Source organism: Microtetraspora fusca, from assembly GCF_001570365.1.
Lineage (GTDB): Bacteria > Actinomycetota > Actinomycetes > Streptosporangiales > Streptosporangiaceae > Microtetraspora > Microtetraspora fusca.
In genome coordinates this window covers 8,073-30,724 of record NZ_BBYK01000066.1, presented here as the reverse complement: position 1 = coordinate 30,724, position 22,652 = coordinate 8,073, and the positions used below count along the sequence as shown (strand labels likewise).

Annotated in this window: 21 protein-coding genes and 1 pseudogene; 10 read left to right on the top strand and 12 right to left on the bottom strand. The window is 71.1% G+C overall.

Going from position 1 to position 22,652, the window contains the following annotated elements:
- Positions 1-15 precede the first annotated feature (15 nt).
- Genes AWQ68_RS31340 through AWQ68_RS31330 form a run of 3 tightly spaced genes read left to right on the top strand, consistent with a single transcriptional unit; the run spans position 16 to position 3,448 of the window.
- On the top strand, positions 16-252 hold the full coding sequence (locus tag AWQ68_RS31340) for an acyl carrier protein (RefSeq protein WP_066947347.1): 237 nt from the start codon (positions 16-18) through the stop codon (positions 250-252).
- Positions 231-1,553 carry a condensation domain-containing protein gene (locus tag AWQ68_RS31335; RefSeq protein ID WP_066947344.1) on the top strand — a complete coding sequence of 441 codons (1,323 nt, stop codon included), beginning with the start codon at positions 231-233 and terminating at the stop codon, positions 1,551-1,553. Before AWQ68_RS31340 ends, AWQ68_RS31335 begins: the two co-directional genes overlap by 22 nt.
- Positions 1,550-3,448 (top strand): N,N-dimethylformamidase beta subunit family domain-containing protein, encoded by a 1,899-nt coding sequence (locus AWQ68_RS31330; protein ID WP_066947341.1) that lies wholly within the window; start codon positions 1,550-1,552, stop codon positions 3,446-3,448. Before AWQ68_RS31335 ends, AWQ68_RS31330 begins: the two co-directional genes overlap by 4 nt.
- Here the strand turns inward: AWQ68_RS31330 and AWQ68_RS31325 are convergent.
- Both AWQ68_RS31325 and AWQ68_RS31320 read right to left on the bottom strand, forming a co-directional pair.
- Entirely contained in the window at positions 3,427-4,071 is a 645-nt protein-coding gene (locus tag AWQ68_RS31325) for a M15 family metallopeptidase (RefSeq protein WP_066947338.1), read from the bottom strand. The two genes, AWQ68_RS31330 and AWQ68_RS31325, sit on opposite strands and share 22 nt — an antisense overlap.
- 71 nt (positions 4,072-4,142) lie before the next feature.
- Positions 4,143-5,303: an ROK family protein gene (locus AWQ68_RS31320; RefSeq protein ID WP_066947335.1), complete on the bottom strand. Its 1,161-nt coding sequence runs from the start codon at positions 5,301-5,303 to the stop codon at positions 4,143-4,145.
- 160 nt (positions 5,304-5,463) lie between these two features.
- Here AWQ68_RS31320 and AWQ68_RS31315 point away from each other — a divergent pair, with 160 nt between their 5' ends.
- The 4 genes from AWQ68_RS31315 (at position 5,464) to AWQ68_RS31300 (ending at position 10,241) form a co-directional block, all read left to right on the top strand.
- Positions 5,464-6,801, top strand: a complete 1,338-nt coding sequence (locus tag AWQ68_RS31315) for a sugar ABC transporter substrate-binding protein (protein ID WP_066947332.1) — start codon at positions 5,464-5,466, stop codon at positions 6,799-6,801.
- Positions 6,802-6,805: 4 nt separating this feature from the next.
- A complete protein-coding gene (locus tag AWQ68_RS31310) occupies positions 6,806-7,825 on the top strand; it encodes a carbohydrate ABC transporter permease (protein WP_066947329.1) in 1,020 nt (339 codons plus the stop codon).
- On the top strand, positions 7,822-8,676 hold the full coding sequence (locus AWQ68_RS31305) for a carbohydrate ABC transporter permease (protein ID WP_066947326.1): 855 nt from the start codon (positions 7,822-7,824) through the stop codon (positions 8,674-8,676). Before AWQ68_RS31310 ends, AWQ68_RS31305 begins: the two co-directional genes overlap by 4 nt.
- Before the next feature lie 92 nt (positions 8,677-8,768).
- On the top strand, positions 8,769-10,241 hold the full coding sequence (locus tag AWQ68_RS31300; protein WP_245656261.1) for a glycoside hydrolase family 3 protein: 1,473 nt from the start codon (positions 8,769-8,771) through the stop codon (positions 10,239-10,241).
- A gap of 105 nt (positions 10,242-10,346) precedes the next feature.
- Here the strand turns inward: AWQ68_RS31300 and AWQ68_RS46395 are convergent, their stop codons facing one another.
- From AWQ68_RS46395 to AWQ68_RS31290, 3 genes and pseudogenes are all read right to left on the bottom strand, one after another.
- The gene (locus AWQ68_RS46395) at positions 10,347-10,679 is read right to left on the bottom strand and encodes a WCX domain-containing protein (RefSeq protein ID WP_505782252.1); all 333 of its coding nucleotides are present in this window, start codon (positions 10,677-10,679) and stop codon (positions 10,347-10,349) included.
- Positions 10,680-10,718: 39 nt separating this feature from the next.
- Positions 10,719-10,829, bottom strand: a pseudogene (locus tag AWQ68_RS46390) (WYL domain-containing protein); the annotation flags it as partial.
- Between the two features lie 153 nt (positions 10,830-10,982).
- Positions 10,983-12,176: an ROK family transcriptional regulator gene (locus AWQ68_RS31290; protein ID WP_066947323.1), complete on the bottom strand. Its 1,194-nt coding sequence runs from the start codon at positions 12,174-12,176 to the stop codon at positions 10,983-10,985.
- Between the two features lie 168 nt (positions 12,177-12,344).
- Here AWQ68_RS31290 and AWQ68_RS31285 point away from each other — a divergent pair, with 168 nt between their 5' ends.
- The 3 genes from AWQ68_RS31285 to AWQ68_RS31275 are packed head-to-tail and all read left to right on the top strand — an operon-like array spanning position 12,345 to position 15,544.
- Positions 12,345-14,234 (top strand): endonuclease/exonuclease/phosphatase family protein, encoded by a 1,890-nt coding sequence (locus AWQ68_RS31285; RefSeq protein ID WP_084464600.1) that lies wholly within the window; start codon positions 12,345-12,347, stop codon positions 14,232-14,234.
- Positions 14,235-14,292: 58 nt separating this feature from the next.
- Complete coding sequence (locus tag AWQ68_RS31280) at positions 14,293-14,757, top strand: RrF2 family transcriptional regulator (RefSeq protein WP_066947317.1); 465 nt, start codon at positions 14,293-14,295, stop codon at positions 14,755-14,757.
- A 1-nt stretch (position 14,758) separates the two neighbouring features.
- On the top strand, positions 14,759-15,544 hold the full coding sequence (locus tag AWQ68_RS31275; protein ID WP_066947314.1) for a DNA-formamidopyrimidine glycosylase family protein: 786 nt from the start codon (positions 14,759-14,761) through the stop codon (positions 15,542-15,544).
- Here AWQ68_RS31275 and AWQ68_RS31270 read toward each other — a convergent pair.
- The 7 genes from AWQ68_RS31270 to AWQ68_RS45370 all read right to left on the bottom strand — a co-directional run.
- Positions 15,541-15,906: a helix-turn-helix domain-containing protein gene (locus AWQ68_RS31270; protein ID WP_066947508.1), complete on the bottom strand. Its 366-nt coding sequence runs from the start codon at positions 15,904-15,906 to the stop codon at positions 15,541-15,543. The two genes, AWQ68_RS31275 and AWQ68_RS31270, sit on opposite strands and share 4 nt — an antisense overlap.
- A 253-nt stretch (positions 15,907-16,159) precedes the next feature.
- Positions 16,160-16,657 carry a CinA family protein gene (locus AWQ68_RS31265; protein WP_066947311.1) on the bottom strand — a complete coding sequence of 166 codons (498 nt, stop codon included), beginning with the start codon at positions 16,655-16,657 and terminating at the stop codon, positions 16,160-16,162.
- A complete protein-coding gene (gene pgsA, locus AWQ68_RS31260) occupies positions 16,654-17,310 on the bottom strand; it encodes a CDP-diacylglycerol--glycerol-3-phosphate 3-phosphatidyltransferase (protein WP_084464599.1) in 657 nt (218 codons plus the stop codon). Before pgsA ends, AWQ68_RS31265 begins: the two co-directional genes overlap by 4 nt.
- On the bottom strand, positions 17,307-18,716 hold the full coding sequence (gene rimO, locus AWQ68_RS31255) for a 30S ribosomal protein S12 methylthiotransferase RimO (protein ID WP_066947309.1): 1,410 nt from the start codon (positions 18,714-18,716) through the stop codon (positions 17,307-17,309). Before rimO ends, pgsA begins: the two co-directional genes overlap by 4 nt.
- 29 nt (positions 18,717-18,745) lie before the next feature.
- Entirely contained in the window at positions 18,746-19,462 is a 717-nt protein-coding gene (locus tag AWQ68_RS31250; protein ID WP_066947307.1) for a helix-turn-helix domain-containing protein, read from the bottom strand.
- Between the two features lie 128 nt (positions 19,463-19,590).
- Entirely contained in the window at positions 19,591-22,164 is a 2,574-nt protein-coding gene (locus AWQ68_RS31245) for an FtsK/SpoIIIE family DNA translocase (protein WP_066947305.1), read from the bottom strand.
- A gap of 67 nt (positions 22,165-22,231) precedes the next feature.
- Positions 22,232-22,652, bottom strand: a 421-nt coding sequence (locus AWQ68_RS45370) for an NAD-dependent epimerase/dehydratase family protein (RefSeq protein WP_245656259.1), incomplete at its 5' end; no start/stop codon positions are given.

The following is a 22,652-nucleotide window of genomic DNA, read 5'->3' as shown; positions in this document are numbered from 1 at the left end:
ACGGAAAGGGACGAAATGCTGAAGGAACGACTGGCAGAGCTGGTGGCGGAATCGTGCGACGGCGAGATCAGCAAAGCCGAGGCACTGGAGGCGACCGTGCCGCTGTCCTACCTCGGCGTCACCTCGCTGGCCCAGATGCGCCTGATCGACGCGATCGAACGGGAGTACGGCGTGGAGGTCGACCTCGGCGGTGACATCTCCTTCCTCGACAGCGTCGACGCGCTGGCCGCGTGGCTCTCGGCGGCACGGTGATCTCCTTCGCGGGCAGGCGCTCGGGCACGGCGCCGCTCACGTGGGGCCAGCGCGCGATCTGGCAGGCCATCCTGCGCACGGCGCCCGACGACCACTACTTCAACTTCGGCCGGGTGGTCGAGGTGCCGAGGGGCGCCCGGCCCGCCTCGGTCGCGCACGTGTCGCGCGGGATCGGCCTGCTCGTGGAGCGGCACGAGGCGCTCCGCACGCTCGTCGGGCCGGAGCCGTGCCAGGACCTCCGCGACCGGGGCGAGCTGCCGATCCGGGTCGCGGCGGACGCCGACCCGGCCTCGCTCCTGGCCGAGCTGTCCGCCACCGCCTTCGACTACGCCGAGGAATGGCCGCTCCGGGTGGCGCTCGTGACCACGGGCGGGCCCCTCCGCGAGGAGGAGGTCACGCACGTGGTGCTCGTCTTCTGCCACATGGCCGCGGACGGGCTCGGCACCGAGCAGGTCGTCCGCGACCTGCGGCTGTTCCTCCTGCGCGGCGCGATCCCCGGCGACCCGCCGCGGCAGCCCCTCGACCTGGCGCGGTGGCAGGAGTCCCCGGACGGGAGGAGGCAGGCGGCCGGCGCCTCCGCCCTCTGGGAACGCGAGTACGGCAGGATCCCGCCCACCATGTTCGACCGGCCGTCCGGCGTCGCCGAGCAGCCGCCCATCCGGCGGGCCGTCCTCACGTCGCCGGCCGTCCACATGGCCACCCAGCGGCTCGCCCTGCGGTACGGCACCAGCACCTCGACGGTTCTCCTCACGGCGGTGACCGCGCTCGTCGGCGAGGTGACCGGACACGAGAGCGTCGCCGTCCTGCCGATCGTGAGCAACCGCTTCGGCCGGGACACGCGGACCGCGGTGACCACCCTCTCCCAGGAAGGGCTGTTCGTCCTCGGCTCCGCCCCCCGCGCCGGACTCGGGAGCGCCTTCCCCGACCTGCTCGCCGCGGCCCGCCCGGCCGTGCTGCGGGCCTACCGGAGCGGGTACCACGATCCGGACGACCGGGAGCGGATCGTCGCCGAGGCCGGACGGGAACGCGGCGTCCCCGTCCACCCGTACTGCTGCTTCAACGACATGCGGTTCGCCGAGCGGGTGGCGGAGCACGACGACGAGCTGATCCGGCGGGCCCGCGCGGAGACGTCGCTGTCCTGGCCCCTCAGCCAGAACGAGCTCAACTGCCGGTTCTGCGTCCACGTGAGCGACGCGACCCGGATCTCGGTCACGGCCGACACCCGATGGCTCTCGGCGGCGGACGTCGAGCGATACCTGCTCGACCTGGAGCGGCTGCTCGTCGAGGAGGCCCTGCGGTGACCGCGAGCGTCCGCGCGTACGCGACCGCCACCTCGTGCGGGCAGGGCGAGTCGCTGGAGTTCCGCCTGGACGGCCCGCCCGAGATGGGCGTCACCGTCCATGACGCGACCAGCGACCGGCTCATGCTGGCGACGTCCGTACGCGGGCCGTCGTGGCGGCTCGACGTGCCGCCGGACTGGCCCAGCTCGCTCTACCGGGCCAGGTTCGTCGCCGGCCCTCCCCAGCCGGACGTGCCCGTGACCCGTGCCTCCGGCGAGCTTCCCGGCACGGCGACGCCCTCGGACGACGAGGTCTACTTCGTCGTACGGCAGGCCGTCCCGGGCACGACGTCGCCGATCCTCGTCTCGATCCCGTTCGCCACGTGGCAGGCGTACAACCGGGCGGGCGTCCCCGGGGAGAGCGTGTACTGGACCGAGCAGCCGGATCGCGCCGCCCGCGTGTCGTTCGACCGCCCCGGCGGCGGGCCGCCGCCCGAGCGCTGGGAGGACGGCCTGCTGCGGTGGCTCGGCCCGGCGGGGTACACCGTGGAGTACTGCTCGGGTCTGGACCTCGGCCTCGACCTGCTGTCCCGCTACCGGCTGCTCGTCGTCAACGGGCACGACGAGTACTGGACGGCCGGGATGCGCGACGCCTGCGAGGAGTTCGCCCGGCGCGGCGGGAACATCGCCTTCCTCTCCGGGAACACCTGCTGGTGGCAGATCCGCATGGAGGGCCGGACCATGGTCTGCCACCGCGACCCGGTGAGCGATCCGGTCGAGGACCCCCGCCTGACCACCGTGGAGTGGTCGAGCGCGCCGGTCTCCCGCCCGGAGAACGCGCTGACCGGGGTGAGCTTCCGAAACGGGGCGGGCACGTGGGGGCCGTCCATGCCGCTCATGCGGGAGGAGTCGTACACCGCGAGGTTCGCCGCGCACTGGGTCTTCGAGGGCACCGGGCTGACCGACGGCGACAAGTTCGGCCAGGGGGCGCTCGGCTACGAGACCGACGCGGCCGAGTTCACCGAGGTCATGGGGGTGCCCCGGGTCACCTGCCGCGACGGCACCCCGCCGTCGTTCGTCGTGCTCGCGACGGCCGACCTGCGGCACTGGAGCACCTGCGGGCAGGGCGGCTGGGCCACGATGGGCGTCTTCTCCCTGGGCCGCGGCACCGTCTTCAACGCCGCCACGGTCAACTGGGGCAACACCCTGCACGACCCGGTCGTCGACCGGATCACGCGCAACGTCCTGGACCGGCTCTCACGGCCGGCGCGGCCACGCTGGGAGATGATCGGCCCGGCCGCCGACATCCGCGCGCTCGCCGCCTGGCGCTCCACCCTGTACGCGGTGGGCGCCGACGGCGTCCTCCTGACCCGCGAGCTGTGCGGGCAGAACCTGCCCTGGCGGCCGATCGGCTCCGGCGGCGGGGTGATCTGCCTGGACACGCCGCGGGAGGCCGCCGCCGGCCTCGGCACCGGCCTGTACGGCGTGACCGCGGACGGGATGCTGCGCTATCGCGAGGCCGAGGCGGGTCCCGCGGAATGGACGGACGTGGGGCCGGCTCCTCGGGGCACGATCGCCCTCGCGGTGCACGACGGCGCGTTCTTCGCCGCCACGTCGGGCGGCCGTCTGCGCACGGCGTCCTTCGGCGAGGTGGCCGCCGCCGACGCGCCCGTCTGGCGCGACATCGGCGACTCGGGCGGCGCGATCTGTCTGAGCGGGAGCAACGGCCGCCTCTACGCCCTGGGCGCGGACGGGCGGGTCCGCACCCGCCTCCCGGTGACCGGGCCGGAGCCCTGGTCGGACCTCTGCGGGGCGCCGGGGGCGGCGGTGCTCGCCGCCCACGCGGGCCTGATGGTGTCGGCCGGTGGAGGCCGGGAACTGATGTGGCGGGTCGCTCAGAAGTCGACCGGACCGTAGACGGCGGCGGAGGCGCCCGTCGTCATGGCCCAGTAGCGGTCGCCGTAGGACCAGTGCCACCACTCGGTCGGATAGTTGACCAGCCCGACGGCCTCCAGGGCGGCCCCGAGGATCTTGCGGTTCTGCCGGGCGTCGTCGCCGATCCCGGGCGCGGCGGTGTAGCAGTTGCCGCCGCTCTGCTCGGGGTTGTCGTTCACCGCGGTGCCCATGTCGAGTTCGACGCCGTCGTCGCCGCACAGCGTGAGATCGACCGCCGCGCCGGCGGTGTGCGGCGCGACCTCGATCGGCGAGACGTACCGGCTGGCGGCGCTGTGCAGTTCCTCGGGCGACATTCCGGGAAAGGCCGCCCGGAGCTCGTCCTTGTAGTCCTCGAAGTACGTCCGCTGCAGCGCGGGCGGGCGATATCCCTCCACGACCACGATGTGGTAGCCGACCGGCAGCAGGGCCTGCGCGTCCTCAAGCCGGGCCAGCACCCCTTCCCGCAGGTGCGCGTACGCCCCGGCGTCGTCGGCGAGACGGCCGTCCACGCGGAGCCTGCCCCGGACGTCGCGGAGCGGCTCACCGCACTCCTCGACGGGAAGGGAGGTCACGCGGGGGTCGGAGATGAGGACGATGTCAGACATGGTCAAAAACCTACCTGCTCTTGACGGCGTCCGGGCTGACCGGACCCGGGGGCTCACGTGGGAGCGGGCGATCAGACCGTGGAGGAGAAGACCTGCTCCCGCGCCTGGTCCAGCGCGGCGACCAGCGCGCCGCGCAGGATGGGGTCGCCCTCGACCTGGGTGACCGCGACCTTGGGACGGCTCGGGCAGATCCGGGCCACCGCCTCCTCCACGCGGCGGGCCAGTTCCCAGCCTCCGGCCCGCCCGATGTCGCCGCTGAGGACGACCAGCCCGGGGTCGAGCACCACCGCGACCGCCGCCACCCCCACGGCCAGCCGTCTGGCCAGATCCTCCAGGAAGGCGGAGTTGCCGGTGGCGACGGCCGTACGGACGAGGTCGGCGACGGGCGCGGCGGCGAGGCCGTACCCGGCCGCGATTTCGGCCAGTGCCGTGTTCCCGACCAGCCGCTGGAAGGAGCCGGACTGGGGGTCCGTGACGTCCGCCGGCAGCGGCTCGCCGGGGACGGGAAGCCAGCCGAGCTCACCCGCGCCGCCGGAGATGCCCCGATGGAGCCGCCCGCCCAGCATCACGCCGAGCCCCTGGCCGACGCCGGTCCACAGGATGACGAAGTCGTCCACACCCTTGGCGACGCCGTACGCCTGCTCGGCGAGGGCGACCAGGTTGACGTCGTTCTCGATGGCCACCGACCCGCCGAGCTCGGCCCGCAGCCCGGCGAGGACGCCGACGTGCCAGGCGGGCAGGTCGAAGGAGTAGCGCACGTCACCGGTCTCCGGATCGACCACGCCGCGCGTGCCTATCACGAAGGACCGCAGCCGGGCCATGTCGACGCTCGCCGTCGCGCAGGCGCGGAGCACGGCGTTGCGCACGATGCCCACCGGATCGGCGGCCTCGCTGGGGTCGACGGTCACCTCGGCCACCACCGTTCCGGTGATGTCCGCGACGACGGCGGTGACGCTGTCCGGCACCACCTCCAGGGCCGCCACGTACGCGCTGGTGGGGTCCACGGCGTACAGCGCCGCGTTGGGGCCGCGGCCACCCGGCCGCTCGCCCGCCATGGTCACCAGCCCCCGTTCCTCCAGCCGCGCCAGCAACTGGCCGGAGGTGACCCTGGAGAGCCCGGTCAGCTCTCCGAGCTCGCCCCTGGTCAGCGGGCCGTGCGCGACGAGGAGCTCCAGCGCGGCCCGGTCGTTCATCTGGCGCAGCAGCCGGGGTGTTCCCGGTCGTAGTGACACCGGCCGCGTCTCCTCTCGTCACGATCCGCTAACGGCATGTTTTTTTTAATAAAGTTTATTGTTAGTTTAGCCCCAGCCGCCCCGGAGGCAAGCGATCAGGCCACGGGACGCGCCGACCGAGCGCCACCCCGACGTGAAGCCGGGAAGGGAGAAACCCAACGTGAAGTTCGTGAAGTTCGCGGCCGCCACCACCGCGACCGCCGCTTTGGCCCTGGGTCTCGCCGCTTGCACGAGCAGCGAGGACAAGCCCGCGACGCAGGAGACCGCCGCCGCGTCCGGTGCCGCGTCCGGCCCCAAGTACGCGGGGCAGACCCTCACCGTGTGGCGCCTCGGCGCTCCCACGGAGGTCTTCGAGAAGTACATGAACGACCTGGGCGCCAAGTTCAAGGAGGTCACCGGCGCCGAGGCCAAGGTCCAGTGGGTCCCGTGGCCGGAGGCCCAGAAGAAGTGGACCGCCGCGCTCGCCGGCGGCGAGGGCCCGGACGTCACCGAGTTCGGCAACGACCAGGTCGCCGCGTGGGTGCAGCAGGAGGCGCTCGCCGACATCACCGATCTGACCAAGAACGACCCGGACCTGCAGCAGATCCCGCAGAACCTGTGGAGCTACGAGACGATCGACGGCAAGATCTACGCGGCTCCGTGGGGCGGCGGCACCCGCGCCGTGCTCTACCGCAAGGACTGGTTCGAGAAGCTCGGCATCTCCGTGCCGACGAACTGGGACGAGCTGGTCGCCGCGGCCAAGAAGATCGTCGAGAAGCAGGGCAAGGACGTGGACGGCTTCGCCTTCAACGGCGGGTCGGACGCCAACATGTCGCTCTCGCCGTTCGTCTGGTCGGCCGGCGGCGACTTCGCCGCCTTCGAGGGCGGCAAGTGGGTCGGCAAGCTGACCGAGCCCGCCTTCAAGGAGGGCTTCCAGTTCTACACGGACCTGGTCACCAAGAACGGCGTCTCCGGCAAGGGCCGCCTGACCCAGAACTCGGTCGACATCGCCCAGCGCTTCGCCGCCGGCAAGGTCGGCATGTACGTCACCGGCGGCTGGGACATCGCCCAGATCAAGGAGCAGAGCAAGGGCAAGGTCGACGAGTCGAAGATGGCCTTCTTCTCGCTCCCGGCCAAGGACGGCAGCGGCCCGGCCCCGGCCTTCCAGGGCGGCAACGACATCGCCATCTGGAAGGACGCCAAGAACCCCGAGCTGGCCGCCGAGTACCTGAAGCTCGCCGCGGGCAAGGAGTTCGGCGTGCGGTACGCCAAGGAGGGCGGCCTGCTCCCGCTCTACCCGGACGCGCTCGCCGAGCTGGGCAACGACCCGGCGCAGAAGGCGTTCACCGACACCTTCAAGGTCGCCAAGGGCTTCCCCGCCAGCCCGAACTGGGCCGAGGCCAACGACACCAAGGCGGTGCTGCAGAACGCGGCCCGCGCGGTGATCGACGGCAAGAAGAGCGTGGACCAGGCTCTGGCGGACGCCAACACCGAGCTCGAGACGATCCTCAACCAGTAACGCCATGACGACTCACACGTCGACAGCGTCCCGGGGCGGGGGCAACCCCCCCGCCCCGGCGCGGCGCCTGCGACAGCCGCCCCGCCGACCCAGCCGCCTCCCGGACTGGATCGTTCCGTACCTCCTGCTCCTGCCCGGACTCCTGGTCATCGGGGGGCTGCTGCTCTACCCGCTGTACCGGGTCATCGACATGTCCTTCCACAAGGTCGGGCTGGCGCAGCTCAAGGCGATCAATCCCCGCCCGGCCGAGTTCGTCGGGCTGGACAACTACGCCCACATCTTCGAGTCCGACCTCTTCTGGCCGTCGCTGCGCAACACCATCCTGTTCGCCGCCGCCGCGGTCACCCTGACGCTGGTGGTCGGAACGCTCGTCGGCCTGCTGCTCAACAAGCTCGGCAAGAAGATGTCGATGTTCGTCATCGTCGGCATCATGGCCGCCTGGGCGACCCCGCCCACGGCGCAGGCCATCGTGTGGAAGTGGCTGTTCGACTCGGACGCGGGCGTCGTCAACTGGGCGCTGAACCTGCTTCCCGACTGGCTGTCCACCCTGGTCTTCGGCCGCGCCGACTGGAGCGGCCAGCCCTGGTTCAACGACACGATCACGCTCTATCTCGTGCTGATCATCACGGTGGTGTGGGCATCGTTCCCGTTCATCGCGGTGTCGGTCCTCGCCGGACTGAAGAGCATCCCCTCGGAGATGTACGAGGCGGCGCAGATGGACGGCTCCAGCCCGTTCACCACCTTCAGGAAGATCACCTTCCCGCTGCTCAAGCCGGTGTTCTCGGTCCTCGTTGTGCTGTCCATCATCTGGGACTTCAAGGTCTTCACCCAGCTCTACCTGCTCAACGGCGGCACGGTGAACCGCGACGCGTTCAACCTGTCGCTGTGGAGCTACGCCGAGGCGTTCAGCAACCCGCCGAAGATGGGCCTCGGCGCCGCCATCGCGGTCGTGCTGACCGGAATCCTGCTGGTGATCACCTTCGTGTACGTCCGGCAGATCGTGAAGACGGAGGACGTGCGATGAACGACGCCCTGACCCGCAAGCGGCTCGGACGCGTCGCGCTCAACGCCGCCGGGGTCATCGTGTTCCTGTTCGCGATCTTCCCCGTCTACTGGATGGTCGCGACCGCGTTCAAACCGAACGACCAGATCTTCACCACCGAGTTCATCCCGTTCCCCAGCCCGCCGTCGTTCGAGCACATCACCCGTGTGTTCACCAAGGGCGTGGCCGGGCACTCGATCTGGCAGTACCTGCTGAACAGCGCGATCGTAGCGGTCAGCGTCGTCGTGATCGGCGCGCTCTTCGCGCTGTTCGCCGCGACCGCCGTAGCCAGGTTCAAGTTCAGGTTCCGCACCTCGTTCCTGATCCTGCTGTTGATCGTGCAGATGGTGCCGGCCGAGGCGCTGCTGATCTCGCTGTTCACCATGGTCAAGCGGTTCGGCATGTACGACCAGCTCATCGGCCTCGTGGTGGTCAACATCGGGCTCACCCTGCCGTTCTCGGTCTGGATGCTGCGCACGTTCGTCGCCGCGGTGCCCAGGGAGGTCGAGGAGGCGGCCTGGATCGACGGTGCCGGCCGGTTCGCGACCTTCTGGCGGGTGCTGTTCCCGCTGGTGGCCCCGGGCCTGGTCGCGACCAGCATCTTCTCGTTCATCACCACCTGGAACGAGTTCATCTACGCGCTGACCCTGATCAACACCCAGGGCAACTACACGATGCCGGTCGCCCTGCAGTTCTTCGTCGGCCAGCGGTCGACGGACTGGGGCGGCATCATGGCCGCCTCGACGTTGATGACCATCCCGGTCCTCATCTTCTTCCTCCTGGTGCAGCGGCGCATGGTCTCCGGACTCGTCGCGGGCGCCGTCAAGGGCTGAACCCGCCCTTCACACCGCGCGCTGAACCATCAGCGCCATCCACGCCATCTCGTACGGCTCCGGCACACCGCGGGAGCCGTACCACGACAATCATGGAGCCGAAGACAGCCATGTCCGACTTCTCCGCGAGCATCGGCAACCGGGGGCTATACCGTCTCGCGGCCGGCACGTTGCTCGTCGCCTTCCCCGGCACGACCGCCCCGGACTGGGTCCTCCGCGAACTGGAGAACGGTCTCGGCGGTGTCACCCTCTTCGGATTCAACGTGGAAAGTCCCGAGCAGCTCTCCCGGCTCACCGCGCAGCTCGGCGGAGCGGGCCGCCCGGTGATCTCGCTCGACGAGGAAGGGGGCGACGTCACCCGCATCGCGTACCACACCGGCAGCCCGTACCCGGGCAACGCGGCGCTGGGCGCGGTCGACGACGTCGAGCTCACCGAGCGGGTCTACCGCTCGATCGCGGCGGACCTGGCCAGGTCCGGCGTCAACCTCGACATGGGCCCGGTGGCCGACGTGAACACCGCGGACGACAACCCGGTGATCGGCACCAGGTCCTTCGGCTCGTCCACCGAGCTGGTCTCCCGGCACACCGTGGCCGCCGTACGCGGACTGCAGGCGCTCGGCATCGCCGCCTGCGTCAAGCACTTCCCGGGGCACGGCGCCACCCAGCAGGACTCCCACCTGGAGATCCCGCGGGTGGACGTCCCGCGCGACCTCCTCTGGGAGCGCGAGCTGGCGCCCTTCCGCGCCGCCATCGAGGCGGACACCAAGTCGATCATGACGGCGCACGTGGCGGTCCCGCACCTCACCGGTACGACTCCCGCCACGCTCTCCCCCGCCGCGCTGACCACGCTGCTGCGCGGGGAGATGGGCTACGACGGCGTCGTGATCTCCGACGCCCTGGACATGCACGCGATCTCCAGGAGCGTCGGACTCGGCGGAGGCGCCGTGCTCTCCCTCGCCGCGGGCGCCGACCTGCTCTGCCTCGGGCCGCTCCCGACGCAGCAGGAGATCCACGGCCTCCTGGACGAGATCATCCGGGCCGTGGACGACGGCCGGCTGCCGCTCGCGCGCCTTGAGGAGGCCGCCGACCGCGTCGCGCGGCTGCGCGAGTGGTTCGCGCTCGCGCGCGACGAGGCGGCGGAGAGCGACATCGTCGGCCTGGACGCCGCCCGCCGCGCCGTCACCCTCTCCGGATCGCCGGCCCCCCTGGTGGATCCGTTCGTGATCGAGGTGGACACCCCGCCGACGATCGCGGTCGGCGACGTCCCGTGGGGCGTCGCGCCGTGGCTGCCCGAGGCCGAGATCGTCCGGATCAAGCCGGACACGGCCCGGCCCGCCGAGTTGCTCGGCCGCGCCGAGGGCCGCTCGCTGGTCATCGTGGTCAAGGACGCGCACCGGTACCCCGGCAGCCGCGACCTCGTGTCCACCCTCCTCGCCGAACGCCCCGACGGGGTGGTGGTCGAGATGGGGCTGCCCGTCTGGCGACCCCGGGCGGCGGCGTACATCGCGACCTACGGAGCCGCGCGGGCCAACGCCCAGGCGGCAGTGGAGCTGCTCACGGTGTAGCCCCTCGAACGGCATGGACGCCCGGCCTGCGCTCGCCCGCGCGGGCCGGGCGTTCGCCGTTATGAAGCGCTAGGTGTGACATCTCATGACATTGGTTCCTCGCTGTCAGGCTTGGGGGGCGTAGGACGCGAGGCGATCGGCGAGCGCGGTGACGAGGTCGCGCAGTTCATCGGGGCGCTCGATGACGAACGGCCGGTCGAGTGAGGCGAGTACCGGAGGCAGCCAGTCGAGCCGTGCCGCCCGTAGCTCGACGCGCAGCCAGCGTTCGGCCGCCCGGTCCTGGCCTGTCGCGGGCTCGTGCTCCGCCAGGCTCGCGATGCCGGCGGGAAGGTGGGCGCGGATCTGCTCAACTGTCCCGTGAATCCGCAAGGTCACCTCATGCCGGTACTCAGCCGTGGCGAACCCTGACAACACGCGCTGTGCCGGATCGGGACCCACGGGCGCTTCGAATGAGCCGGGCAGGGTCCTCGCGTCCGCGATGCGCTCGAGCCGGAAGGTTCGATCCTCGCTGACCCGGGCGTCCTTGCCCGTGACGTACCACCGGCCCGAATGGGCGACGATCCCGTACGCGTGCAGTGTGCGTTCACTGCGCCGTCCGTACGCGGGAGCCCTGAGATCCCAGGGCTCCCGATGAACGCGACCACCGTGTCACCTTCCACCAGCCGCCGGAACCGCTCGACACCTTCCCCCAGCAGCTGACCACAGAGGACATCGTGGAACCAACGTCCTGAGACATCACAGCTAGGAGGCGAAGATCTCCTCGCGGGCCTGTTCGAGCGCGGCCAGGACGGCGCCGCGGAGCACCGGGTTGCCCTCGACATCGGTGGTGACCACCTTGGGACGGATCAGGCAGATCCGTGCCACCGCCTCCTCCACCCGCGCGGTCAGCTCCGTGCCTCCCGCCCGGCCGACCTCTCCGGCGAGGACCACCAGCCCCGGGTCGAGCACCACACACACCGACGCGACGCCGAGGGCCAGGCGGTAGGCGATCTCGTCCAGCAGCGGCGCGCCGGGCTCCCCGGCCTCCACCGCCACCGTCACGCACTCGGCCGCGCTGCCGCCGACGAAGCCGTACTCGCGGGCCAGCTCGGTCACCGCCTCGGAGCTGACCAGGGACTGCAGGCCGCCGGCGAGCGAGGGCAGCCGCCCGGGCGTCGCCTTCACGGTCTCGGCCAGCGGCACGCCGGGCACGGGGAGGTAGCCGATCTCGCCCGCGCTCCCGGTCCTGCCGCGGTGCAACCGGCCGCCGAGGACGACGGCGAGGCCGATGCCGCGGCCCACCCAGACGAGCACGAAGTCCTCGACGTCCCGGGCCGCCCCGTTGGCACGTTCCGCGACCGCCACGAGGTTGACGTCGTTCTCTATGGTGACCTCGCGCCGCAGGTCCCGGGCCAGCGCCGCGTGGATGCCCTCGTGCCAGTGCGGCAGGTCGAAGGAGAACCGCACGTCACCGGTACGCGGATCCACCACGCCGGGGGTGCCGATCACAACGCCGCGCAGCCGCGACAGCGCCACCTTGGCCGACCGGCACGCCTTGACGACGGCGCTGTGGACCGCGGTGACGGGGTCCTCGTGCTCGCCCGGCTCCACGGTGACCTGGGCGACCACCTTGCCGTTGATGTCGGCGATCGCCGCCGCGACCCGCCGGGGGCCCACGTCCAGCCCCGCGACGTACCCGCACGAGGGGACCACGCCGTACAGCGCGGCGTTGGGACCCCGGTTGCCCGCCTGCTCGCCGACGACCTCGACGAGGCCGCGCTCCTCCAGCCGGGCGAGCGTCTGCGACGCGGTGACCTTGGACAGCCCGGTCAGCTCGCCGATCTGGCCCCGAGTGAGTGGTCCCGAGGCAAGGAGCAGTTCGAGCGCGGCCCGATCGTTGATCTCCCGTAGCAACCTCGGGACGCCGGGACGCCGCTCCGCCGTCCTACTTTCCATGATCGCCCCCGAAAATCCGTTAGGTGCGCCGCGACCGGTCAGCAAAGTTTCCTGCCAGCTTAGCGATCGGGCAATCCCCCCGCATCGGACGGAAACCCCGAGACCTCGCTATTGATCTCCCAACCAAGAAGTACGAGGATCGCTCATGTCTTCGGCAGAGGAGAGCACATGGCCGGACAGGTCACCGAAAACCGCGACATCGGCATCGTGCGTCGGCTCACTCCCCGGTGCGCGGCTCCGGCCGCCATCGCCCTGGGCGTCCTGCTGCTCACCGACGCGCTGCGGGTCTTCCTGCCCTCCCTGATCACCCTGTACGGCAGGGCCGGCGAGACGCCACCGGAACAGATGGGACTCTTCGCCGCGCTGTGGTTCGTGCTGCCCTTCGCCGCGATGCCGATCGCGCGTCTCACGGGCGTCCGCCCGATCCTGCTCTTCGGCGCCGTCGCCCTGGTCGCGGCCCGGATCGGCCTCCAGGCGGCCGACGGCGGCGACCCGCAGGTCTACCTCTCCGCGATCGGCGTGTGCGCCGGCCTGCTCTTCCTGTACGGCGCCGCCCGCACGGCCACGCGCGACGCCGCACCCATGGGCATCGCGGCCGGGCTCGCGGCCTCCACCGGCGTCCACCTGCTGCTCGACCGGATGGACCTGGTCTGGCGGGACGGCCCGCTCCCCTGGATCGCCGTACTCGCCGTCTGCGCCGCCTTCCTGGCCGCCGTCGTCGCGTCCGTACGGCTCCCGCACCGACCGCACGACCTCGCCCCCGCCGCCGTGTGGCTCCTCGCCGGCCCTGTCCTCCTGGTCGGGGGCATGACCATGGGTCCGGTCCTCTTCCCCGGCGGAGTGTCGGAGCAGCATTCCGCGGTGTTCACGTCCCTCGGTGTGGCGCTCCAGGTGGTCGCCCTGTGTTGGGGGGTCGTCATCGCGCGCACGACCCGCTGGGGCTGGTGGTCGGCGATCTCGGTGCTCGTGACCGTCGCCTGGATCGCGATGCCGGCCTCTCCGCTCACCCTTCTCGTCCCCCTGGCCCTGGGCGGCTGCCTGCGCCTCTCCGCGTTGGGCGGCCTTCCCGCCGCCCGGCCTCCCAGGAGCGGCGCGGCCGCGCTCGCGGGCATGGTCGTGTTCCTCGTCGGCACGTTCCTCTACTACGCGGCGTACGACGCGGACCTCGGGTTCCCGAATGTCGTGATCCCGATCGGGGTGGTCCTGCTGGTCGGGGCAGTGAGCGCGAAGGTCTCCTGGCGCCGTCCCGTCGAACCCGCCCGGTGGCCCTTCAGGAGATGGCTTCCGGCCGCGCTGCCCTTGGCGCTGCTCGCGGGCGTCGTGACGTGGCACCCAGTCCCCGACGAGCGTGTTGCGAACGGCCCCGAGTTCACCCTGATCACGTACAACATCCGCATGGGGTTCGGCCTGAAGGGACGGCTCGACCTGGACCGGATCGCCGACTGGGCCCGCGCGCAACGTCCGGACGTGGTGCTGCTCAGCGAGGTGGACCGGGGCTGGATGCTCAACGGCGGGCACGACGACCTGGCCAGAATCGCCGCGCGCCTCGGCATGCGCTACTACTTCGCCCCCGCGGCCGACCCGCTCTGGGGAGACGCGCTGCTGACGAACCTACCGGTCCGGCAGATCGTCTCGCACCCCCTCGGCCGGCACGACTACCCGACCGGGGCCCAGGCACAGGCGATCGTGCTCACCGTCGGGGGCACGGAGGTCGGCATCGTCAACACCCACCTGCAGGCCCCGCCCGGGCAGGCGCCGGAGGCGGCGGCGATCGTCCGCGCCCTCGCGCAGCCGAGAGGCGGTACGGCACGGCCGGTGCTCCTCGCCGGCGATCTCAACACCACGCCGGACGACCCGGCGATGCGGGTCCTCACGGCCGCCGGGCTGTCCGACCCGCTGCTGGCGCTCGGCGACCCGCCCACGTCCCCCGCCGACGCGCCCACCCAGCGCATCGACCACGTGCTCCTCTCCCCCGGGCTGCGGGCGGTCGAGGCCCGCGTGCCGCGGGTCCCGTTCTCCGACCATCTCCCGATCGTCGTACGGCTCCGCCTGGAGTAGGGCGTACGGCCCGAGGGCGGCGTCGAACCATTGCCAACCAGGCGGGATAATCGACTACATGCGACTTTCTGCCCGTGTCGACTACGCCCTCCGTGCCGCCGCCGAGCTCGCCGCCGCGGGTGAGGGACCCACAACCGTGGGCGAGCTCGCCAAGGGTCAGGAGATGCCCCCGAAATATCTGGAGAACATCCTGCTCCAGATGCGCCGCGCGGGACTGGTCCGCGGTCAGCGCGGCCCGGAAGGCGGCTACGTCCTGGCCCGGCCGGCAGACCAGATCTCCCTCGCCGACGTGATCAGGGCGGTGGACGGCCCGCTGGCCAACGTTCGCGGCGAGCGCCCGGAGCACGTGGGCTACACCGGCGCCGCCGAGGCGCTTCAGCGTGTGTGGATCGCGTTGCGGGCCAGCGAGCGCGCCATCCTGGAAGAGGTCACGCTGGAGCAGATCGCCAAGGGCGAGCTGCCCGAGAGGGTCGTCGACCTCGCCTCCGACCCGTCCGCGTGGAACTCGCACACGCCGGTCTGACATGCCCGAGGGCGACGCGGTCTATCGGGCCGCCAAGCGGCTGCGCGGGGCGCTCGACGGCCGGACGCTCACCCGATCGGACTTCCGGGTGCCCCGGCACGCCACCGCCGACCTGCGCGGCCGCGCCGTCCTCGAAACCGTCTCCCGAGGCAAACACCTGCTCACCCGTGTGGAGGGCGGCCTCACGATCCACACGCACCTGCGCATGGACGGCGCCTGGCGGATCTCCCCCGCCGGGCGGCCGACACCTCGGGGCGACGTCGTACGGCTGATCCTCGCCAACGTCGAGTGGCAGGCCGTCGGCACCAAGCTGGGCGTGGTCGACCTGTTGCCCCGGGACAAGGAGGACCTGGTCGTCGGCCATCTGGGGCCCGATCTCCTCGGTCCCGACTGGGACGCGGCGACAGCCATGCGGAATCTAGGTGAAGCGCCGGAGACCACCATCGGGGAGGCGCTGCTCGACCAGCGGAACCTGGCGGGGATCGGCACGATCTGGCGGGCCGAGACGCTCTTCCTCGCGCGTCTGTCGCCATGGCGGAGGGTCGGGTCGATGTCGGCGGACGAGCTCGAAAACGTGGTGACGCTCGCCCATCGGATCATGGACGCGAGCAAGGACGCTCCGGCCCCGGTCACCACCGGCGACTCCCGGCCAGGGCGGGCATTCTTCGTCTACGGCAGGGCACACCGCCCCTGCCGGCGTTGCGGCAACCCGGTCAGCAGTGGAGAACTCGGGCCGCGGTCCTACGAACGGTTGATCTTCTGGTGTCGCGCCTGTCAAGGAGACTAGGCGGCGACCATGTCCTTGACCTCGGGGAAGCCGTCGAACTCGGGGCCGGGCAGGCCACCGGGGACGGTCTCCGGAATCGGCAGCCGCTCGTGCTCGGGCATGTCGGCCAACACCGGCGCATGCTGCAGCTCGGCCAGCGCGAACTGGTCGGAAACCTCACGAAGCACCTGAGAGAGCGGGACACCGAGGGCGCCGCAGATCGAGGCGAGCAGCTCCGAGGACGCCTCCTTCTGACCGCGCTCCACCTCGGACAGGTATCCAAGTGAGACGCGCGCCAGGGTGGACACCTCGCGCAGGGTGCGGTTCTGCCGCACCCGCAGCCGCCGCAGCACATCACCGAGCAGCTGACGCAGCAGGACCATCTGTCGCTCCCTCCCGAGCGCAGGCGTCTTCACGGCGCTCCGCGCGGTCGCCTCGTATCGCCCGTTCTTCGAACGCCCTTCGTACATAGTCCTCGCCGTCATCATTGGTTCGTTCGGCCCTTTCCCCGGCCGCTTTCCGGACTTGCTCCTCGCCGATGGCTCACGGACCTCACTCACAGCTCCACCGTACCCGTATCGAGCGACACCGCGGCAGACCGTGGCGAGCATGTTCGCTGGTGACGTAACGCGGTAATCACCCCGATTGTTCCCCCAAATTTGCTTCTAGCACACCTCTCAGCAGTTCCAAGGCCTCCTGCGCGGTGGCTTCACGGATGCTCTCACGGGGCCCGCTCAGCATCATGTTCCGGTGCCAGATCCGGCCGTCCGGCCCGCAGAGCGCGGCGTAGACGGTGCCGACATCCTTGCCGTCCTGCATGTCCGGACCGGCCACCCCGGTTACGGCCAGGCCATAGTCGGACCCGGTGACGTCGCGGACCCCACTGGCCATCGCGGCGGCGACGTCGGGATGCACGGCCCCCTCCCGCTCGAGCAGGTCGGCCGGCACCCCCAGCAGCTTCGTTTTCAAATCGGTCGCGTACGCGATCACGCCGCCACGGAAGGCGGCCGAGGCGCCCATGGGATCGGTCAGCCCGGCCCCGAGCAGACCGCCCGTCAAGGACTCGGCCACCGCGACGGTGGACCCCTGCCTGACCAGCAGCGACAGGATGCGCGCTGCGGCTGAACCCCTCACTCGGCGCGTGCCCTCCTCGCCACCTGACGCAGCCGGACCGCCCGGACCACATAGTCGACGCCCGTACCGACCGTGACGGCCAACGCGAGCCCCATGGACAGCCACCGCAGCACGTCGGGCGCCTGCGGGAGGATGTAGAGCGCGATCGCCACGATCTGCAGTACGGTCTTCACCTTCCCGCCATAGCTGGCCGGTATCACGCCGTGCCGGATGACGATGAACCGGAGCAGGGTCACCCCCGCCTCCCTGCTGATGATCACAATGGTGACCCACCAGGGCATCTCGCCGAGCAGCGACAGGCTCACCAGCGCGGCCCCGATCAGCGCCTTGTCGGCGATGGGGTCCGCGATCTTCCCGAAGTCGGTGATCAGGCCGTACCGGCGGGCCAGCCAGCCGTCGAGCTGGTCGGTGAGCGAGGCGATGAGGAAGACCCCGAGGGCGGCGAACCGCCAGCCCTCCCCCTCCATGAAAAGGAACACCGTGAAGACCGGCACGATCACCAGCCGCACGATGGTCAGGGCGTTCGCGATGTTCCAGGTGCTGACCAGGCGAGCGGGAGCCTCCGCCGGCTCGGCGAGGCGCGGCGCCGGCGGTTCCGGGACGATCTCCGGCGAACTCACGGCGGTCACCGGAGGCTCACTGCGCTCGGTCATGGACCGGCCTTGATCCGGGCGATCAGGTCAACCCCCTCCGAATCGACGGCGACGGCGGGGACGATCTGCCCGGGCACCAGGCCGATGCCCTGGACGGTGACCGAACCGTCCACCTCCGGCCCCTGGTGGGCCGCCCGTCCCTCGTAACCTCCGTCGCCCAGATCCTCCTCGATGAGGACCTCGAGGTCGGTGCCGATGCGCTCCTCCGCCCGCTGAGCGACGAGCTCCTCGGCCAGCTCGGACAGGGCGGCGACCCGCTCGTCCACGACCTCCTGGTCGAGCTTGCCGTCGAAGGCCGCCGCCTCCGTGCCCTCCTCGTCGGAGTAGCCGAAGACGCCGATCACGTCGAGCCTGGCCTCCTGAAGGAAGGCCACCAGCTCGTCGAAGTGCTCCTGGGTCTCTCCGGGGAAGCCCACGATGAAGTTGGAGCGCACACCCGCCTCGGGGGCGCGCTCGCGGATCTGCTCCAGCAGGTCGAGGAAGCGCCGGGGGTCGCCGAACCGCCGCATCCGCCGCAGCACCGGCCCGCTCGCGTGCTGGAACGACAGGTCGAAGTACGGCGCCACGCCTTCGGTGGAGGCGATCACGTCCAGCAGGCCGGGCCGCAGCTCGGCCGGCTGCAGGTAGCTGACCCGGACCCGCTCGATGCCGTCGGTCGCCGCCAGCCGCGGCAGCAGCGCCTCCAGCGCCCGCAGGTCGCCCAGGTCCTTCCCGTAGGACGTGGAGTTCTCGCTGACCAGCACAAGTTCCTTGACGCCCTGCTCGGCCAGCCAGCGCGCCTCCGCCAGCAGGTCCTCAGGAGCCCTGGAGACGTACGCGCCACGGAAGGCCGGGATGGCGCAGAAGCTGCACCGCCGGTCGCAGCCGGAGGCGAGCTTCAGCGAGGCGACGGGACCGCCGTTCAGCCGCTTGCGCAGCGTGCGCGGGCCGCTGGCCGGGGCCAGGCCCTCCGGCAGGTCGCCGCCGTGGCCGGGGATCTGGGCCCGCGCGGCCTGCCGCTCGACCGGAGAGATCGGCAGCAGCAGCCGCCGGTCGCGCGGCGTGTGCGGCTTGAGCGCCCGGCCGGACACCACGTCGTCCAGCCGCTCCCCGATCGAGCCGTAGTCGTCGAAGGAGATCACCGCGGCCGCCTCGGGGAGCGCTTCGGCGAGTTGCTCGCCGTAACGCTCCGCCATGCAGCCGGCCGCCACGACCTTGGCACCGGAGTCGGCCGCCGCGAGCAGCGTGTCGATCGAGTCCTTCTTCGCCGAATCGATGAAGCCACAGGTGTTCACGACGATGACGTCCGGCGCGTCATCGCCCAACTGCCAGCCTGCGGCTTCGAGACGCGCGGCCAGCTCTTCCGAGTCCACCTCGTTGCGCGCGCAACCCAAGGTGACCAGCGATACGGTTCGGCGAGAAGACATGATGAAACTACGGTATCGGGAGTCTGGCCCTAGCGGGGACCCGGGACTCCCGGCCCGTAGGTGCGCCGCAGCATCTGCCCTCCCTTGCCCGGGGTTCCGAGGTCCTTTCCGTTCACCTCGAGGTGGAAGGCGCCGGCGTCGCCGAAGACGACTTTGACCTGGTCACGCGCCTTCCAGGTGGAGGTCTTGCCCTTCGGGACGGTGCCCTGGAAGAGCTGGCGACCCGCGCCGTCCCTGACATTGATCCAGGACGACCTCTTGGCGGTGACCTTGAGCACGACCGTGTCGCTCGCGGGCTTGGCCGGCTCGTGCTGCGTGTCGGGCGCCCGCCGGCTGTGCGACGCCGTCTCCTGGACCGCGTCCCCTGAGCCGCCGAGCAGCCGGACGATACCGAAGATCGCGGCGAGGACCACGGCGATCGCCAGCGCCATCGTCCATCCGGACGCCCTGCGCGCCCGGCCCCCGAGGGAGCGGCCGGCCTTGAACACGCTCGACGCGCGCACCGACATGACGGACCCGCCGCGCAGCTCGTCGTACTGCCTGACCGTCTCGTCCGGGTCCAGCCCGACCGCCTTGGAGATCGCGCGCAGGTGGCCCCGCGCGTAGAAGTCGCCTCCACAGAGCGAGAAGTCGTCCCGCTCGATGCCCTCGATCACGGTCTCGCGTATGCGCGTGCGCTGGCTGAGCTGACCGATCGTCAAGCCCATGCGCTCTCGCGCCTCCGCCAGAGCTTCGCCTATCGTCATAGCTTCCGCCCCCCGAAACGACTACGCCGGAACCATCACCCGTCATCGACGGTGCGTAGTTGATCCCATTCAACCAGTAGTCGATCCCAGGCGGCTCAGCGCGGGCACTCCAAATCGTAATATTCCGGCTACTCTCCGCGCAGATCGGCGAGCAGCCCCGGCAGGTCATCCGGCTTGACGAGGACCTCGCGCGCCTTGGACCCCTCGCTCGGACCGACGACGTTGCGGCTCTCCAGGAGGTCCATCAAGCGGCCCGCTTTGGCGAAGCCGACCCGCAGCTTGCGCTGCAGCATCGACGTGGAGCCGAACTGGGTCGAGACGATCAGCTCGGCCGCCTGGATCAGCAGGTCGAGGTCGTCGCCGATCTCCTCGTCGATCTCGCGCTTCGCCGAGGCCGGGGCGGCCACGTCCTCGCGGTACTCGACCTGCATCTGCGTCTTGCAGTGCCCGACGACCTCGGCGATCTCCTTCTCGGAGACGAAGGCGTTCTGCAGGCGCATGGGCTTGCTCGCGCCCATCGGCAGGAACAGCGCGTCGCCCTGTCCGACCAGCTTCTCCGCACCCGGCTGGTCGAGGATGACCCGGGAGTCGGCGAGCGAGGAGGTCGCGAACGCGAGCCGGGACGGCACGTTGGCCTTGATCAGGCCGGTGACGACGTCCACGGACGGCCGCTGCGTGGCGATCACCAGGTGGATGCCGGCGGCGCGGGCGAGCTGGGTGATGCGGACGATCGAGTCCTCCACATCACGCGGCGCGACCATCATCAGGTCGGCGAGCTCGTCGACGATCACCAGAAGATAGGGGTAGGGCTGGTAGACGCGCTCGCTGCCCGGCGGCGGGGTGAGCTTGCCCGCGCGTACGGCCTTGTTGAAGTCGTCCACGTGCCGGAAGCCGCTGGCCGCGAGGTCGTCGTAGCGCCGGTCCATCTCGCCGACGACCCATTCGAGGGCCTCGGCGGCCTTCTTCGGGTTCGTGATGATCGGCGTGATGAGGTGCGGGATGCCCTCATAGGCGGACAGCTCCACCCGCTTGGGGTCGACGAGCACCATCCGGACCTCGTCCGGGGTGGCCCGCATCAGGATCGAAGTGATCAGGCCGTTGATGCAGGTCGACTTGCCCGCGCCGGTGGCGCCCGCGATGAGGATGTGCGGCATCTTGGCGAGGTTCGCCACTATGGTGCGGCCCTCGACGTCCTTGCCGAGGCCCACGATCATCGGGTGGTGGTCCGCCTGGGCCACCTGGGAGCGCAGCACGTCGCCGAGTGAGACGAGGTCCTTGTCGGTGTTGGGGATCTCCACCCCGATCGCCGACTTGCCGGGGATCGGGGACAGGATCCTGACATCGGCGGACTTCACGGCGTAGGCGATGTTCTTGGTGAGCGCCGTGACCTTCTCGACCTTGACCGCCGGGCCCAGCTCGATCTCGTACCGGGTGACGGTGGGCCCCCGGGTGAACCCGATCACCTGGGCATCGATGCCGAACTGCTCCAGCACGCTGCTCAGCGCGTTGACCACGATCGTGTTGGCCTTCGTCTGCGGCTTGGGCGCCGTGCCCGTCCGCAGCATCTGCGCGTCCGGCAGCGTGTACGGCCCGGCCTGCGGCGAGAGCACGAGCTGCTCGACCTTGCGCGGCGCCGGGGTCGGCTCCGGCGGCGGAGAGGGCGTCTTGGCCGAAGCCGCGGCGGTCTCCGCCTCGTCGTCGACCAGCCCGGGGACGATCTCCGGCGCGTGATCCGCGCGCCGTCCCTCTTCCTCTGACAGCACCGGGGTGTCGTACGGCTTGACGTTGTCGCCGATCTCGGCCTCGCCGTCGGGCGTCCCCGGCTTCTTCCGTGCGCGCTTGGGACGCTGCGGCTTGGTCCGGTCGCCGGAGGAGCCCCGCCCTGCCGACTCCGGTCGCTGGAAGAGCATGTGCCGGATCTCGGTGAGCCGCTCAGGAACCCGGTGGACCGGGGTGGCCGTGATGACCAGGACGCCGAAGCCCGACAGCATCAGCAGCAACGGGATCGTGATGAACGCGGGCAGGATGCTCGACGGCGGGGCCGAGACGAGGAAGCCCAGCATCCCCCCGGCCTCGGAGATCTTGTCCATGCCGTCGTTCGGCCCGCCCGAGGGGTACGGCGTGCCGTGCGCCACGTGGACGATCCCGAGGATCCCGGCCAGGAGCGCCGCCCAGCCGATGCCCATCCGGCCGGTCTCCGCGTTCTGGTCGGGGTGACGCAGGAAGCGCCAGGCGAGCAGCCCGAGCAGGAACGGCACCGACCAGGTGAGCGCGCCGACGGTGCCGTGGACGACGGCGTCGACCACCGCGGCGACGCCGGTCTTGGTCTCCCGCCAGGTCATCGCGGCCAGCACGATCGCGCCGGCGAGCACCGAGAGGCCGAGGCCGTCGCGGCGGTGCGCCGGATCGAGGTCGCGGGCGCCCTGCCCGAGAGCGCGTACGGCGCTGCCCATGCCATGGGCGATCATCGACCAGACACCGATGACCAGTCTGCCGATCATCAGGAAGACCCAGCTCACCGGGTCCTGCCCGGTCGCGACCTGTCGAGTGCGGGCCGGGCGGGATCCGGAACCGGACGGGCGGGAACCCGATCGGGACCGGCCGCGGGACCCCGACGGCGTCCGCTTGGCGGCGGCCGGGCGGGACCCGGTCCGCGGCGTGGGACGTTTCCCTGAACCGTTGCCGGACGTACGGGTGGCCATGATGCCAAAGTTACATTCGAGACCCGGCCGAGATCTCGGAGGCACGCCGAAAGGAGCTCCAGGCCGGTCAGCTCTCCACGGTGCGACCGCCGAGCCAGGCGTAGTCGGGGTCGGCGACATCGAGCTCGGGCAGCTCGGCCGCGTAGGCCTCCGCGTCGTCGCGCGGGTCGTAGCCGAGGGCCCGTCCCGGCTCCAGGTCGAGCCACCCCCTGGTGTTGGCCGACACGCCCCACACCAGCGCGTAGGTCAGATCCGGTGCCGTCAGGCAGGCGTGGGCCAGCCGCACCATGTCGCCCGGGCTGAGCCACGTGGAGAGGGCGCGGGCGTCGGGCGGGCGGGGTTCGAAGGAGCCGATGCGCAGGCAGGCCACGCGCATGCCGTACCGGTCGGCGTAGTACCGCCCCAGGGCCTCGCCGTACGCCTTGGAGACGCCGTAGAGCGAGTCTGGCCGGACGGGGGTGTCGGCGGGGGCGCATTCCTGGCGGGGG